Annotated in this window: 14 protein-coding genes; 4 read left to right on the forward strand and 10 right to left on the reverse strand. The window is 58.1% G+C overall.

What is annotated here, in order from left to right; genetic code table 11:
- Positions 1-16 precede the first annotated feature (16 nt).
- The 4 genes from nthA to oxdA all read right to left on the reverse strand — a co-directional run bounded on the left by nthA (position 17) and on the right by oxdA (position 4,394).
- Entirely contained in the window at positions 17-610 is a 594-nt protein-coding gene (gene nthA, locus ASE80_RS16875; protein ID WP_056859933.1) for a nitrile hydratase subunit alpha, read from the reverse strand.
- A 78-nt stretch (positions 611-688) separates the two neighbouring features.
- Positions 689-2,203, reverse strand: coding sequence for an amidase (locus ASE80_RS16880; protein ID WP_056859934.1), 1,515 nt, complete (start codon positions 2,201-2,203; stop codon positions 689-691).
- Between the two features lie 181 nt (positions 2,204-2,384).
- Positions 2,385-3,251 (reverse strand): transporter, encoded by an 867-nt coding sequence (locus ASE80_RS16885; protein ID WP_056859935.1) that lies wholly within the window; start codon positions 3,249-3,251, stop codon positions 2,385-2,387.
- A gap of 84 nt (positions 3,252-3,335) precedes the next feature.
- The gene (gene oxdA, locus ASE80_RS16890; protein ID WP_056859936.1) at positions 3,336-4,394 is read right to left on the reverse strand and encodes an aliphatic aldoxime dehydratase; all 1,059 of its coding nucleotides are present in this window, start codon (positions 4,392-4,394) and stop codon (positions 3,336-3,338) included.
- A 567-nt stretch (positions 4,395-4,961) separates the two neighbouring features.
- Here oxdA and ASE80_RS16895 point away from each other — a divergent pair.
- On the forward strand, positions 4,962-5,897 hold the full coding sequence (locus ASE80_RS16895; protein ID WP_056859937.1) for a helix-turn-helix domain-containing protein: 936 nt from the start codon (positions 4,962-4,964) through the stop codon (positions 5,895-5,897).
- A 445-nt stretch (positions 5,898-6,342) separates the two neighbouring features.
- On the opposite strand, the gene ASE80_RS16900 is transcribed toward ASE80_RS16895, so the two are convergent.
- The 3 genes from ASE80_RS16900 to ASE80_RS31460 all read right to left on the reverse strand — a co-directional run bounded on the left by ASE80_RS16900 (position 6,343) and on the right by ASE80_RS31460 (position 9,431).
- Positions 6,343-6,996 (reverse strand): hypothetical protein, encoded by a 654-nt coding sequence (locus tag ASE80_RS16900; RefSeq protein WP_156376417.1) that lies wholly within the window; start codon positions 6,994-6,996, stop codon positions 6,343-6,345.
- Between the two features lie 136 nt (positions 6,997-7,132).
- On the reverse strand, positions 7,133-7,480 hold the full coding sequence (locus ASE80_RS16905) for a chorismate mutase (protein ID WP_056859939.1): 348 nt from the start codon (positions 7,478-7,480) through the stop codon (positions 7,133-7,135).
- Positions 7,481-7,568: 88 nt separating this feature from the next.
- Positions 7,569-9,431, reverse strand: a complete 1,863-nt coding sequence (locus ASE80_RS31460) for an NAD(P)-binding domain-containing protein (protein WP_236708843.1) — start codon at positions 9,429-9,431, stop codon at positions 7,569-7,571.
- A 119-nt stretch (positions 9,432-9,550) separates the two neighbouring features.
- Between ASE80_RS31460 and ASE80_RS16920 the strand changes: the two genes are divergently transcribed.
- Positions 9,551-10,411, forward strand: coding sequence for a LysR family transcriptional regulator (locus ASE80_RS16920; RefSeq protein WP_056859940.1), 861 nt, complete (start codon positions 9,551-9,553; stop codon positions 10,409-10,411).
- A gap of 1 nt (position 10,412) precedes the next feature.
- On the opposite strand, the gene ASE80_RS16925 is transcribed toward ASE80_RS16920, so the two are convergent.
- Positions 10,413-11,870 (reverse strand): MFS transporter, encoded by a 1,458-nt coding sequence (locus ASE80_RS16925; protein WP_056859941.1) that lies wholly within the window; start codon positions 11,868-11,870, stop codon positions 10,413-10,415.
- Positions 11,871-12,092: 222 nt separating this feature from the next.
- Between ASE80_RS16925 and ASE80_RS16930 the strand changes: the two genes are divergently transcribed.
- Together ASE80_RS16930 and ASE80_RS16935 are read left to right on the forward strand one after the other, a co-directional pair.
- Complete coding sequence (locus tag ASE80_RS16930) at positions 12,093-12,851, forward strand: SDR family oxidoreductase (protein ID WP_056860326.1); 759 nt, start codon at positions 12,093-12,095, stop codon at positions 12,849-12,851.
- Positions 12,852-12,936: 85 nt separating this feature from the next.
- Positions 12,937-13,437: a nuclear transport factor 2 family protein gene (locus ASE80_RS16935; protein WP_056860327.1), complete on the forward strand. Its 501-nt coding sequence runs from the start codon at positions 12,937-12,939 to the stop codon at positions 13,435-13,437.
- A gap of 60 nt (positions 13,438-13,497) precedes the next feature.
- Here ASE80_RS16935 and ASE80_RS16940 read toward each other — a convergent pair whose 3' ends face one another.
- On the reverse strand, positions 13,498-14,892 hold the full coding sequence (locus ASE80_RS16940; protein WP_056859942.1) for a heavy metal sensor histidine kinase: 1,395 nt from the start codon (positions 14,890-14,892) through the stop codon (positions 13,498-13,500).
- Positions 14,865-15,560 carry a heavy metal response regulator transcription factor gene (locus ASE80_RS16945; protein ID WP_056859943.1) on the reverse strand — a complete coding sequence of 232 codons (696 nt, stop codon included), beginning with the start codon at positions 15,558-15,560 and terminating at the stop codon, positions 14,865-14,867. Before ASE80_RS16945 ends, ASE80_RS16940 begins: the two co-directional genes overlap by 28 nt.
- Between the last annotated feature and the right edge of the window lie 42 nt (positions 15,561-15,602).

The following is a 15,602-nucleotide window of genomic DNA, read 5'->3' on the forward strand; positions in this document are numbered from 1 at the left end:
TGACGCGCTGTTTTTCTCAGTCAACGCGGGGCAGGGCGACGCCGATCAGCACGTCTTTGGTCACCAGCGTCTGAAGCTGCTCCTCACTCATGTGTTCGGAGCCTTCAGGCCTGACCGGCAACACCAGGTAGCGGCTTTCGGCGCTGGTATCCCAAACCTTGACCACCACTTCGCTCGGCAGCTCTGTGCCCAGTTCGCGCAGTACGGTGCGCCCCTCCCGGACCAGGCGCGCACGAAATTCGAAGCCCTTGTACCACTCCGGCGGCAGCCCCAGGACGGGCCAGTTGGTGCAGGAGCACAGGCTGCACACAATCACGTTTTTCACACCCGGCGTGTCTTCCAGCGCAACGATGTATTCACCCTGCGGGCCGGTATAGCCAAATTGGGCGCACGCAGCGGTACCGTCCCTGAGCAGCAGTTCGCGGAACTGTGGGTCGGTCCAGGCTTTGGCCACTACTCGAGCACCGTTCTGCGGGCTCCATTCGTGTGCCATCAGCTGTGTCATGTGCTCAATGTAACCGTCGGGGATCAGCTCTTTGTGCTTGAGCACCTGCAGTAGTGCCTGTGCTCGTTCGCCCGGCGTTGATGGGTTCTTTTCGTGCGTGGTCATCAGGTTGACTCCTCATCGTTGAGCTTCCAGGCAGCGCCTGGTGGCTTACTCTTTTTGCGCTGCCGGGGACAAAACCAGCTATCTGTTTTTCCAGTCAAACGACGCCTCGAACGCCGCGGCCGCCTGGTAAATCGTGCCTTCGGCATAGTGCTTGCCAACCAGCATCAGCCCGACCGGTAAACCGTCTACCAGCCCGCAGGGAATCGACATGGCAGGATGGCCGGTGATGTCCTGGGCGCAGGCATTGCCGATCATTTCCAGCGCTCCGGCCACGTACTCGGTGATCGAGCAGCCTGGCTGCGGGTGGGGCTGGGCAGTGATCGGGACGGTCGGCATTACCAGCAGGTCATAGCGCGCCAATGCCGCGTCATAAGCGGCGCGTGTGAGGCGCCTGAGGTTTTGCGCCTTGGCGTAGTAACGACCGTTGTAGCGCTGCAGACCGTATTGACCGACGAACATGCACAGCTTGAGAGAGGCGGACAGGTCATTCGCCTGATCGCGCCATCCGGCCTGCTTGTCCAGCAACCCGAGGTCATACAGCCCTTCCCAGTTAAAGCCGGCCCCATTGCCGTGCATCATCTGCATCGTCAGGCCTTCACAGCCAATGGGGTGCCACAACGAACCGGCAATCTTGTGCTCAGGCACCGAGACCTCTTCGACGTGCGCGCCCAGCCGCGAAAACGCTGCGATGGCAGTGCGCACAGAGGCGGCCACACGCGGGTCCTGGTTGGCCAATTCAAACCCTTCGCGCAGGACGCCGATCCTCAACCGGCTCACACCGCGTTCCAGGTAATCGCTGTAAGCGTCGACCTGGGGCGCGGCTTGTCGCGGATCCAGCCCATCCGTTCCCGCCATGACCTCCAGCATCAAGGCGTTGTCGCGCACGTTTGCCGTGATGGGGCCGGCATGATCGATAGTCGCCTCGATGGCCATGATCCCGGTGTAAGGCACCAGTCCGTGGGTGGGCTTCATCCCGTAAGTGCCGCAGAATGCCGAAGGAATCCGGATTGACCCGCCCTGGTCACCGCCGACTGCCAGGTCGACCTCGCCCGCGGCAACCAGTGCTGCGCTGCCGGAAGACGAGCCACCCGAGGCAAATCCGTGGCGATAGGGGTTGTGCACCGGCGCAGGATCGGAGGTGTGACTGCCACCGGACAGGCAGTAATGTTCGCAGGTCGCCTTGCCGAGGATGGTTGCGCCGGCATCCAGCAATCGGGTGACTACGGTGGCATCGAATGATGGAATGAAGCCCTCAAGTGGCTTGGCACCATTCATCATGGGCACGCCCGCCAGTGAAATATTGTCCTTGAGTGCAACCGTCTTACCCGCCAGTTTGCCTTCGCGGGCACCGTTGACTTCCGTTCGGAAATACCACGCGTTGAGCGGGTTGTGTGCGGGCGAGGGGCGATAGCCCGAGCTGCGTTCGTAACGAACCGGCGGAATGAAGTCAGGCAGCTCGTCAACCAGGTCATAAGCGTCGAAGCTGGGCTGCATAAGCGCCAGGTATTCACCGGCTTGCTGCGCGCTAAGCTGCATGTGCAGGCCGCTCGAGATATCCATTAGCTGTTCAAGGGTAGGGCGTACGATTGCCATGGTTGGGCTGTCCTTATCGTAAGTGGCCGAAGAGCACTGCATGCTCGTCAATATCAGTGGGCCAGGGGCTCAAGATAATCCGCGCATCCAGTCCCAGGCTTGGTTGAGAGAGACATCGACTTGGCTGAGGCGGACACCCCTGCGCAAAGGCGCCAAGTGGGTACGGTCGCGGACCCTTGCGTTAAAAAATGTGCGCGTAACGCATATTGATGCGCAAGTCTTCCTGGGTGCCGTTGTCCACCGAGAAGTCCTTGCCCAATTGCAGTTGGATCTGGTCCTGTGGGGTGACGAATTTGGTGGCGGTGAGACGCAAGTTGGTGGTGCCCAACTCGTTATCCTGATTGACGTGCTCGACGTTCGTCTCACCACCCCAGGTGCGCCCGAAGCCAATACCAAACGTGGTGGTGGCGTCTGGCATGTAACGCCCCATGATCTGTGCTGCGTAGGAAACGTCCTGCTTCAAGCGGTCGGCATTTGCACCGTAATCAGTGTTGTCGCCATACCAGGTAGCGCCGCCGACCAGGTCCATTGCCCATTTTTCGGTGAAGTGTTTGACGTAGGCGCTCTGCAGTTCGAATTTCCAGCGGTTCTCTCCGATATTGAGCGGGTCGTCCTTGTCATACGTGCCCGTCGGCACATACAGGTAGGGGGCGATACTGAGGGTGTCGCGGGCTTCGTTGAACCGCCATTTGACCGGCGCGGTGAGGGTCAAGTCGCCAACGCCGCGAGCATTGCCCAGCGCTGAGGCGTCACCTGCGCTGGAGATGTGCCCGAAAGGCAACAGGAATTGCGGGTCGATGGTGACGGTGTCACTGAGTGCGTAGACATGGAGCAGACGAAGGATGCCGATGTCCGAGCTCACCTTGAAGTCAGAGCTGACCTTGTGTCCGTTGGTGTAGGCCGAGTCCGTGGTGGCGTGCTGGTAATAAATCACACCGATAGTAGCGCCAACCGGATATTGCTCATAATCGCCGGGAGCGACTTCACCGGCGTTCGCGTGAAGCGCGGGCAACAGGGTGGAGAGTGTCAGCAGGCGGGTCTTATTCATCATCTATTCCTCGCACAGGGAGACCGGGCCACCCGAGACGGGTGGCTGGGAGGCAGAAGGTGGGGCGTTAAACGCCGATGGCGCTCAGGCTGTTGGCGGCAGTGCGTCGCGCAACATGCCGGTCTGCGAGTGACAGTTGATGTACTCGAATACCTGGCTCTTGGCGTCCGACACGGACACTTCGTGGTACAGCCTTAACTTCTTCAAGCCCGCAGCCACGCGGAAGAACGTCACGAAGATACGCAGGTGAGTAGGGTGGGATTCTGCCCAGCGTTCGAGTTTTTCCACCGAGCGCCAGTGACCGATGTTGTAGCTCAGGTCGAGAAAGTTGCCGTCCAGATCGATATTGCGTACGAACCGGTTGCTGTAGCAGCCCAGCGGTTGGCCGTTGTCACGCAGGAAGTCCATACCGTCCTGCAAGGTCGGCAAAATTTCGTCGAGGTAGAGCGAGCGTTCCTCGGCCTCGGCGTCCGCCCAGTCCTGGCCGGAACGAATCAACGTGAGGTTGTCATGCCCCAGGACGACGACCCTTCCGCCCTGGGCAGGGTCGCCCGCGATCACTTGCAGCTCGCTCGTGGGCTTCATCCAGTCGGTCTGGGAGATCGGAAAGCGGTCGCGCATCGAGCCCCAGTAACCGTGCTCTTCGATCTCTCCACTGGTCGCATCCATCACCGCGCCGACACCGGGCAGGTTCTCCTGGAAGGCGTACAGCGTCTCGAACTGCTCGGCGCGCGGGGCGGTGATTTCGCGGAAATAGCCAAGGCCTTCACCGAGGCGCTCCGGCGAGCACCACCAGTCATTCACCTGGGGTGAGCGCAACCAGCGACAGTGGGCTGCAGGGTCTCTCCAGTACCCGACCACAATCAAATTATCAAAGCCGCTGCTGTCGGTGTGATGGGTCAAATCATGGGTGTGCGGGCCATCGGCCAGGTCGAAACTGCCGACGATGTGACGCATTGCCTGCAATGCAGCCTCGCGCTGGGCGTCGCCGCGATATTGCACGCCGAGATAAGCCATCACCACGTGTTCCAGTTGCTCGTCAGCGCGCGCGACCCACATCGGGAACGGCGGTTGATACTCGTCGGGCACACGGCGGGACAGGGTGCGTGGGCATTTGAGATGTGTGTCGATTGCAGATTCCATCTTGAGCTCCTCGTTATTTTCGTTCAGGCCTGCGGGTGGGCGTCAGCGCGTCGGCGGCAGGTCGTGCTTGGCGACCTGCCGTCGGTGCAGCAGCTTCATGGCCCCCCATTCAATCAACCAATAAGCCGACGCTTCAGGCGCGAGGTCGCGCCTTTGCAGAAGCCAAAGGGAGTCAGCCTGTCGTTGTGAAGAGTGTTGGTGCATGGCGTGCCTCATCAGCGGGGTATGAGCTGCTGTGAGGTGGAAATTAGGCTGGGTGATGAGGCGGCGCTTTGTTCGGCGAGACAATCGCTTGGTTGGCAAAGACAACGCTGAAACCGACATTCACCCGTGGCCCGCGCTGGTGCACCTGAGCCGCTGGGGTGAGGTGCTGTGCCCTTAAATGGTGAGGGCCGTGGAGCGCGACAGCCTCCCGGGCATGGCGAAAGTCGCGATTGACATTACAAGGCAGCGCACCTGCGCAGGCCTGCCACTGTGCTTGGCCTGTTATTTGCTGTGCATGCCTGAAAATGGGCCGCACGTTTCAACTTCTCAAGCGCCTGTTGCATCGTTGTCGAGGTCAGTGTCATGAATCCGAGCGCTCAGTATTCGACCCTTGCCGTTCCCGCAGCACGTCGGTTTGATTATTGGAAAGAAGTGGTCTGCCGGCATTGCCTGGCGGCCGATAGCAAACCCTTGTCCCAGAGCAGCTTTGATGGCGCGCTCGCCATCAATACGGTCGGCGAGCTGGACATCTGTTCGCTGTCATCGCCGATGCATCACTGGGAGCGTTCCGAGCAGCACCTGCGCAGCGGTCCGGCCGAGGATTTATGGTTGGGTTTCGCTCGAAATGGCCACGGCCAAATAGAACAAGGTGCCAGAAAAGCCAGCCTGGCAATGGGTGATTTGTTTCTTTATGACGCAACTCAAGCGTTTCGCTTCAGCCTGGGTGGTACCGAAAACCACTTGATCCGTATTCCGCGAGCGTTGCTCACCGAGCGTTTGCCGCGTATTGCGGAGTTCACCGCAATGGTCCTAGACGACCGTCGCCCTGGTGTAGTTCCGTTACGCGAAATGTTGCATCAGGCCGCGAGCACGCCAGCGTCGTTGCAGGATGAGCGCATCTCCACGCGTTACTCAAGTGCTTTGCTGGACCTGCTTGTGATCAGCCTGGAACTCCAGGACCTGAAGACGAGCCACCAGGAGATGGACCTATACGGCCGCATTATGAAGTACATCCAACGACACCTCACGGAGCCGGACCTGTCGATTGAAGCCATCGCCAAGGCCCACAACGTGTCCACCCGAACTGTTACGCGAGCCTTCGCACGCTACCAGAAAACCCCCGTTGCAGAGATCTGGAAAGAGCGCCTGAATGCCAGCCGTGAGGCGATTGAACGCGGCCAGGTACGCAGTGTGTCCGAGGCGGCGCTGGACTTCGGGTTTTCTGACTTTTCTCATTTCAGCCATGCGTTTCGCAAGGCGTTTGGTGTGGCGCCGAATACGCTTTTACGCCGCAATTGAAGGAAATGCTGGAGCTAAGACTGGAGGCATCTTTTTCAAATCATTCAAGGCAAGCCTCCGGATGTGACCCGAACCTGGTCATCCACTGGAAGTGGTATGGATTTCCCTGGTTTGTGGAAAAGCAGAAAGAAATAGATGCTCAGCTTGCTCGGGCAACGCCTAAAGGCTATCAGGGTCGCCAAAAAACATTTTGACTTGGCTCTAGGACGATATTTTCAGGCGGAAAAATATCAAATATGCCCCCAGTTTTGCCCCCAATCGCATTGAGTGTGCGAGTGATCTTGAATTGTGACCTGCGACTGACTCCAGTATGGCAGTACCTGGTATTCGGTGCGCCTTCGCGTTCTTTTGGCACGCAAGCTAAAGCGGCGCTCCCGAGCAACGCAATAAGCGTGAGCGGGGATCTTTATTTGATCTGAAACATGCTGGTTTTTATGTTTGCCTCTCAGTCAATTTTGATTGTTTCGTGAAATATTTCTGCATATAGCCGAGCGACGGTAGGTGTAAGGTTGTGCACTGACGGAATCAGAAAATTGGAGTGGGGTGCGAGTTGCTTTGCGTAGATAACTTCGTACACCCTGCGCACGATTCCTGGCTCTGCTTCCTCTTGGTCGAAGCCAGGCATTATTCCTACGGCTTTGTAACCCGCATGCTCCAGTGCTTGTTGCATATACGGAGCGCTGGTTGTCGCCATACCATAGATCAAGCCCGCTCCCATGAACCTTCCCATTTTTTCTCCGAGGTCTTGGGCAGCTACGGCCAGTTTGGTTTGTCTATGATGTTTGGCTACCGCGCCCACTCGCCCGAAGATGACATCAGCGCCGTCAATTTTTTCCCACGTTGCTATCGCGACGATTTCATGATTTCGGCGGACCACTATAGCGAACATCGCCCGCTCCAGATCGTCTTCGAGCACCACGTTGTCTTCATAAAATTGCTGGTTCAGAAAAGGGCTCCCTAACCCCACCGTAATGGAGGGAAACCACGTCTGGAAAAAAATTATCGCTACATCGATCTCCTCGCGTTTCAGGTAATCCCATGTGTAGCCAGAGGGTAAAACAGTGAAACTGCGAATCTGATCGATCATTGGCCATTTCATGCGGTTCTGCTCGTCTTGATAGTCTAATTGCCTTTCAGGAATCGGTCGGAGAAAGGGGCTTATTCAGTCGCTTCTCTATCGAGTTGTCTGCGATCTATCAGCAATTCCCGGGCGTCTAGTGAGGGGAGGCGGCGGGTTAGACGGCGGTGTTTTCAGGTTTGAGGACAGCGCCCTCGCAGAGTCCTGGGTTATGCCTGGCCGCAAATTGTCTGTGGCGGTCGACCACTTCACCGATGACAAACTGCATCAGCTTCTGGACGAAGGCCGTATCGAGGTTGGCCTCCTGGGCGAGGGCTGTCAGACGTTCGTATTGATGCTGCTCTCTCTTCTTGTCCACCGCTGGCAATTGATGTCGGGCTTTAAGCAAGCCGACCTCATCAGTACAGCGGAACTGTTCAGCAAGCATGTGGATGAGCGCGGCGTCGATATTGTCGATGGTTTGTCTGAATGCCGAGAGTTGACGCGTGATGTCGGAATTGTCCATGGATAACCTCGTGGCAGTTGTTCTAAGGGGCTTGTCTGTACCCTTCCTTGGTCCTTCCATGATTGGACGGAGAACCTGAGCAGGCGCTTTACGCGGGATCGGGCATGTTCAACGATTCCTCCAGCCACTGCATGACTACCTTGAAAGCCGAGTCTGAATTGCGTTCATAGATCAATCCGTGGCCGTTGCCGTGAATACCCAGTGCCGGTAGATCCAGGTGGTGAATGTTGGCACCGGCATTTCGCAGGAAAGGGACAATGCTGGATGCGTAAGAAGCAAACGCTGATGTCTCACCTGTCATCAGCGCTACCGGAACGCCCTGCAATCCGGGAATTTTCAGGGTCGATGGTTCTGCTGTGCGGACTTGCTCCGCCGTCTCGCGAGGGGGATCAAAGGTCAAAGGGGCGGCGGTCAGTCCCCATTCGAGGCTGCCTATACCCGGCGTATGGCCAAATACCGGCCCCATAGGCTCCACTGCCACAATCCCTGCGATCAGGTCGGGTCGACGATCGGCGACCAACCAGCCACTGGGCCCGGAAGCGGAATGCGTAACGATGATGGCCTTACCGATTCTGTCGAGCAGTTCGGCCAGTCGGTCCGCGTCCAGGGTCTGCGAGGCCGCAAGGTCAGCCGGCATGGGGCCGTAAGCTGCAATGAAGGCGTCAAACGCTGCTTCGTCATCCGACTCAAACGGCCACTGCGTTTCTCCACCTCCCTCTGGAAAGTAAACTTCGCGGGCGCGTTCATAGGAGAACGCTGGCCCCATCGGTCCCATGATGTCGGGGTGATACGGCGATCGCCCGTGGCCGGGTCTGTCGACGCGAAAGACTACGAAGCCCGCTTCGAGGAACCGCTGCGCCCATCCCGGGCGACCATCGGGTGTATCCAGCCATTCGGTGCCCTGCAGCGTGCCGCCGTGCACCAGCACCACGGGATAGGCTTGAGTGATGTGCTCAGGGGATTCCCAGGCTACGTACATCGGACCCTTCTGGAAATTTTTACCGTTCTGGGTAACACGGGCGCCGGTCACCCAGAAGTTGCCACGCCGCGTACGTTTTATCGGTGCGCTTCGCCAGGGTTGCTGGGCATGATCGGCTGATTGGGTAAGTGTCTGCGTAGCGAAGACCGACCAGTCCTTGTGCCCGTCTCCCCGGGCAACTGCCGACGTCATTTTCGATCGCACTGCATCCGCAGCAGGCAGTTCCAGGTCCTTGAGACGGCCCGCATCAATAGCCAGATTTATATCCTTGAGGCCAAGAGACAGTTTGAAACCCGGTTCAAAGCTGTTGTTGGCGATGTTCTGCCCATACCGTTGATAACTGGGGCAGGCGAACAGGGTCTGGGTCATGAGGTTGACGAAAATCGAAGGTGTCAGTCCGTGGCGTTGAACGAGTCCGCTTGCTTCGCCCAGCGACTGGATGGCTTGAGTGATCATCATGTTGCCGGCGATTTTCGCGATACACGCGTGTTCAGGCTGATCGCCCAGATACCAGGTTTTTTTCCCGAGCAGGTCAAACAGCGGTTGAACCGTCGAGACAGCTAGCTGCGATCCGGCCGCCAGGATGTTCAACTCGCCGCTCGCGGCCGCGGCGGGCACGCCGAAAACCGGTGCCGCGACCAATGCCATGCCGATTGCATCATGCATGCCCTGCAACTCGACCATGAGTGAAGGCGACAAAGTCGACATCACGACATGCACGCAGGCCTTGTCTGCATTTTCCAGAGCAGCGCTGGACAGCAGCACTTCCCTGACGGCGGCATCATCGGCCAGCAGGCTGATGACGACCTCTTGCTGAAAGGCCGAGGACGGGGATTCGAGAACGCTTACTCCTTCGAGATCCATAATCGCAGCGTGACTACGGTTCCATGCCGATACGTGATGGCCGGCCCGGATGAGCAACGGAATGATCGCTCTGGTCATGCTTCCCACACCGATAAAGCCAATCTTCATTTGCAGTCCCTCGGTTGGTGTTTCGACGAAGGTGTATGCAGAGAAGTATGTCGAGCCTGGGATTGCTACGGCACTGCCATTACTGCACTCTCACTGTTCATTTTTGTACGGGGTAGAGTATGGACTGGAGTGATGTGCGGATCTTTCTCGCGATTGCCCGCAGTGGGTCATTGGGCGCTGCTGCCAAGCTGTTGGGTGTTAGCCATCCGACCGTGGGGCGGCGCTTGCAGGTGCTTGAGCAGTCCAGTGGCCAGCCCATTTTCCTGCGTACCACCCAAGGTTTGGTACTGACCGACAGCGGAGAGAAGCTGCTCAGCCTAGCGCAGGAAATGGAGCAGAGTGCGTTGGCCATCGAAAGGCGCCTGGCGGGCGACAGCGCCCAGCCAGAAGGTGTGTTGCGCATTTCTTGCGCTGACTGGTTTGCCTGTTATGTGCTGGCCCCCGTCCTCAGTGAACTGGGGCGACGTTACCCTCTGATTGTGCCTGAGGTTATCGCCGGGCATCGATTGTTTGACCTGGCTCGTCGCGACGCCGATATCGCGTTTCGAATCGTCCCTTTCACCGAACCCGATATTGTTCACCGCAAGCTGATCTCCCTGAGCTATGGGTTATACACGGCCGTCGGATCTGCTGATCCCGAGCCACAGGGCGAGGGGGTTGGTTTGATTACCATGAGTGTTGCCCAGTCTCATTATCCCGATGTGCAGTGGCTGCAGCAGCGTTACCCTCTGGCGCGTACCTTGTTCACCAGTAGCAGCCGCACAGTCCAGGCGCAAATGTGCACGCAGGGGCAGGGCGTTGCCGTATTGCCCCGCGCCTTGGGTGACCAATTAACGGCGCTGCGGTTGATTGATCCGCACGAGCCGCCACCGGGTCGCGACATATGGATGGGCTACCACCAGGACATGCGCCAGATGGACAGCCTTCGTGCTCTTGCCGATCTTGCTTCCATCATGATCGGCAATCAGGCATGCGGTTGACTCACTCTGCTGGGTGCATGGCCGCCGTTTGCGGATCAGTAGCAGGTTGGCGCGTCAGGGTAAGGCTCAATCCCGCGCCTACCGCCAGGCATGCTGCGATGCAGAGTATGGAGACGGTGAAAGCGTGGGTGATGGCAGCCGCGTCCGTATCCGTGCCTAGAAGGGTGTAGAAAATGCCGCCTATTATTGCCACGCTCAGTGACGTGCTGATTTGCAGGGTGGAGCTGGTAATGCCTGCAATCATGCCGGAGTATGCGGGTGCCACACGTCCTGTGATCATGCGCATCAATGTCGGAAGGGCTAATCCTTGTCCGAAACCGATCAGAAACAGAATGACGGCAAGGGGCAGCGCAGCGGGGCTGGCGGACATCGGCGTGTGCGCCACGAGCCAGGCCAAGAGCACAAATCCCAACACTTCAAGCCCCATTCCGACGGGATTGACGTATGCCCCCAGAAAACGCCTGAACTGAGGGGTGGAAAGCGGTCCCAGCAAAAATCCCGCGCCGAAAGGAAGGAAGACGAGGCCTGCATTGAGTGGGCTCGTGTGCAGCGCTCCCTGTAGATAAATGGAAAGCAGCAGGAAAAACACGCCGATCGCGTAAAAGGTGAGGGCGACGAGCAGTGCCCGGGCAAGACCGGGCGCGCGCAGTGCGGCAGGATTCAGTAACGGAGCACCTTGCGCTTGATGCAGGCGGGCTTCGTAGCGCCAGAACAGCCAGGCCAGCAGCGGCACCGCTGCAAGCGACAGCCAGGCCCACAAAGGCCAACCCGATTCACGCCCCTCGATCAGAGGAATGATCAGAGCCGCAAGCGTCACCATCGACAATAGCGTTCCGCCCAGATCCAGCTTGCTTGTCTGTGGTGCGTGGGTTTCCTTGACCACTGGAATGGCGACAAGGATGACCAGTAACGCAATCGGTAAATTCACCAGAAATATCGCCCGCCAGCCCAGGTTCATCAGGTTGAGCGATATCAATATTCCGCCAAGTGCCTGGCCGACTACCGAAGCCAGACCAAAGACCGCGCCATACAGGCTCAGTGCCAAGGGCTTTTCGGAGTCGGGGAATATCGCCTGCACTGATGCGAGTGCCTGAGGTGCCATGATGGCTGCCGTCACGCCTTGCAGCGAACGTCCGGCGATCAACACCCAGGGTGACTCGGCTACACCGCAGATCAGTGAGGCAACGGCAAAGCCAACCAGACCAACGAAGAACATTCTCATGCGGCCATAGATGTCACCCAGCCGTCCACCGGTAATCAGTGTCACGGCATAAAGCGCCGCATACGAGGAGATGATCAACTGTTCGGCGGAGGAGGCCGTGCCTAGCGATTGCTGAATTGAAGGCAGCGCTACGTTGACGATGAAAAAATCCAGCGGCGGTAAAAATGCACCGACCAACAAGATGGTGAACATCAACCAACGCCGCGGTTCCGGGGGGGCGACTTTTGTCTTAGGCATAAGGTCTCCTTCCTGGAACCCTTCGGTTCCAGAATATTCTCGATTGCAGGTCATGCTCTGAATCAGCTGACTCCAATCTAAACGATCAAACCTTCCCTTACGCCTCACATAAATGAACGGCCAATGTTCATTTATGGCAGTGCCGCTCAGCCCCTGACTCCTCTCAAAATGGCCGCACTGTGGTTCCAGTCGAGCCACACAATCGAGACTGAGGAGTCAGATATGTCAGGCAAATTCGCTAATCAGGTTGCAGTCGTCACCGGGGCATCCACAGGGATCGGGTTTGCAATTGCGCAAGGTTTGATTGCCGAGGGAGCCAAGCGTGTTTACATCACGGGTCGTTCTGCAGCCACGCTGGAGGCGGCGGTGGCGAAGCTAGGCGACAGAGTCGTAGCGGTCATTTCCGATGTCGCCAGCCAGGCTGATCTCGATAAACTCAAAGCTACAATTGAGGCGCGCGACGATCAGCTGGACTCAGTGTTTGCCAACGCGGGTATTTGCGAAAAGAACCCGCTGGGCGAGACCACCGAGGCGGCTTATTTCAACATGTTCGACATTAACGTGAAGGGGGTTTTTTTTACCGTTCAAACGTTGATGCCATTGTTGAAAAACGGTGCGTCGATCGTGTTGACGGCCTCTATCTGTTCCAGCAATGGGATGGAAGGACTGAGCCTCTACAACGCATCCAAGGCCGCAGTACGGTCCTTCGCCAGGACTTGGGCCAACGAACTCAAAGGTCGCAAGATTCGAGCGAATGTCCTGAGCCCTGGCTTCACCCGCACGCCTCTGATGGATAACGGCTTGAAGATGAGCGAGAGCGACATTGCCGCGCTGCGCCAACACGTCGAGCAGATCACTCCGCTGGGGTATATGGCCCAACCTGAAGAAATCGCCTCGTCGGCGCTGTTCCTTGCATCTGCCGATGCGAAATATGTCAACGGTGTGGAGCTGATGGTCGACGGCGGCCTGTCGCAGATCTGAACACGTGCTCAACCGTAGCGCAGCCCTCGCGGAGGGCTGCCTTCGTCGCTTATGCGAAGCCTCAGCAGGAAACCCCATCATGAACATGGAACAACTGACCGCCCGACTGGACGCCCTGGAAAGTCGCGCCGCCATCGAGTCGCTGATAAACGCCTACGCCAATGCCTTCGACCGCATCGACGCCTCGCTCCTGAGCGGTATCTGGCACGAAGAATCAACACTGGATCTACCGGGTTTTGGCCAAGCCGGAAACCGTGACGAAATCCTCGCGATGGCGCAAAACAGCTGGCGCCAGATGCCACATATGCATCACTGGATGGCCAACCCGCTGATCGATATTAAGGGTGACAGCGCGGTGGGTACGGTGGCTGCGGATTGCCTGTTTCACGACATTGAAAAAGGCCCGGTGCAAGTCAGCGGGCTGTACCACGACAGGTTTGAACGTCGGGACGGAAGATGGGCGTTCTTGTCACGTCGTTTTGAACTGCACTTTCTTACACCTTTGAAGGACTGGGTACCCGTTGCTGGCGAAGAAAAGTATGCGCCGGTCGAGCACCAGAGCCTGGGCAAGCCCTCAGACAGTTGACCTGCGCGCATGAGTTTCAGTTGGGGGCAGCGAACGACAAGCACTGTCCGCCGACGTCGTTCAAGCTCCAGGGAATGACAGCGAAAAACAGATAACCCCGGGCTTTGGCTGTTCGACACGCACGTGACCTTCATGCAGTTGCATGATTGCCACGACGATGGCGAGGCCAAGGCCGTAGGAGTCAGAGTTCTGGTGGCGAGACGCATCGCCGCGGTAAAAGCGGTCGAAGAGTTTGCCCACGGTTTCATCACTCAGCACAGGCCCTTGGTTCTTCACTTCAATGCGGGCTCCGCCGGGGGTTTCCATCACCCGGATCTGAATCTCGGTGCCCTCGTAGGCATAGCGAACGGCGTTTGCCACCAGGTTGCTCAAGGCTCTGCGCAGCAGCAAAGGGTCAGCGAGCACGTTTCCATCGCCTGTTATCTGTACGGTCATTCGCCGCTCTTCAGCCAAGCCTTCAAAATAGTCGGCAATGCGCTGCGATTCGTCATGCAGCGATAGTTGCTGGCGCTCCACCAGTGCGTGCGCTTCATCGGCGCGCGCAAGGAACAGAATGCTTTCGACGATGCGCGAGATCCGTTCGAGCTCTTCAAGGTTCGAAGCGATCAGTGCCTGATAGTCATCCTCGCTGCGGCGCTGGCGAAGGGCGACCTGGCAATGCCCCATCAGCGACCCCACTGGCGTGCGGATTTCATGGGCAAGGTCAGCGGAAAATTGCGTCAATCGTTGATAACCCCGGGCAAGACGATCGAGCATCGCGTTATAGGCGTCACTCAGCTGTTGCAGTTCAACCGGCGTATCGGAGCTGTCCATACGGCTGTGCAGACGCTCGGGTGTTATCGCTGCCGCATGCGCGGCCATCTTGCGTAACGGACGCAGCCCTCGACGCAGTACCAGGTAACCCAGCAACGCGGTGGCCAGAAACGCAAGGGCAACGGCCAGGTAGATACGTTCGCGATACGCCGCGAGCATAGCCATTTCCTTGCCCATGAGGTGCGCGGCGGTCAGGCGCACTTCACGTCCCCCCGACGTCGTGACGACGGAGGCGGCGCGCAGCATTGTTCCCGAGTCGGTCACGCCGCTACGCAGGTCACTGACGCTCAGCTTTGTATCCTGGCCGATCACGGGCAGTTCAGGCAACGTGACGTTCAGTGGATTTACCTGGATTACCGGTTGCTGTCCGGGCTCTTCAATGATGAAGATGTCGTCTTCGCTGTCGAGCATGTTCTTGAAAATCTGCGGGCTGTCGCGCAGCTTTTCGATGGCGAGCTCGTAGTGCAGCAGCTTGCGAAAATGTTCCAGGCGGCCCATGACCGCATGATCGCTGTACACCAATACCGAGGCTTTCATCGTCTGATACAGATAAACGCCTGCACCGGCCACGGCCAGCATCGCTACCATGGAAAACGCCACGGTCGATCGCAGGGTCAGAGAGGGTTGGCGTCGGGACCGCATGGCCTCACCTCGCAGACATAGCCGATACCGCGAATGGTATGGATCAGCTTGATAGGGTAGGGCTGATCGACCTTGCTGCGCAGGCGCTTGACCGCTACGTCCACCACGTTGGTATCGCTGTCAAAATTCATGTCCCAGACTTCCGAAGCGATCTGTGTCCTGGACAGCACATCGCCTGCCCGGCGCAGAAATAGATGCAGCAGGGCGAACTCCTTGTTGGTCAGCACGATCACCTGCTGCTGGCGTGTAACGCGGCGCCGGACCAGATCCAGCTCGAGGTCGGCGAGGTGGAAATGGTCGGCTTCGCGCACGACACCACGACGCAAGATGGTGCGGATGCGTAACAGCAGTTCAGTAAACGAAAAAGGTTTGACCAAGTAGTCATCGGCGCCCAGTTCCAGGCCGCGAATGCGGTCCTGCAACTGGTCGCGCGCGGTCAGGAACAGCACGGGGACGTCTTGTCTGGCGCGCAAAAGCTCGATGATCTGAAACCCGTCAATCCCGGGCAACATCACGTCCAGCACGATCAGATCGTAGGTCGTATGCAAGGCCATGTGCAGGCCGTCGGCGCCGTGCTGGGTCCAGTCGACGTTGTAACCGGACTCGCCGAGCCCCTTTTTGAGGTACTCACCTGTTTTGGTGTCATCTTCGATTAGCAGGATATGCATCGTGAGGCGCGCTCGGGTCTCTTCATGACAGGATTCAGCCCG

The sequence above is a fragment of the Pseudomonas sp. Leaf15 genome, from assembly GCF_001421425.1.
GTDB lineage: Bacteria > Pseudomonadota > Gammaproteobacteria > Pseudomonadales > Pseudomonadaceae > Aquipseudomonas > Aquipseudomonas salomonii.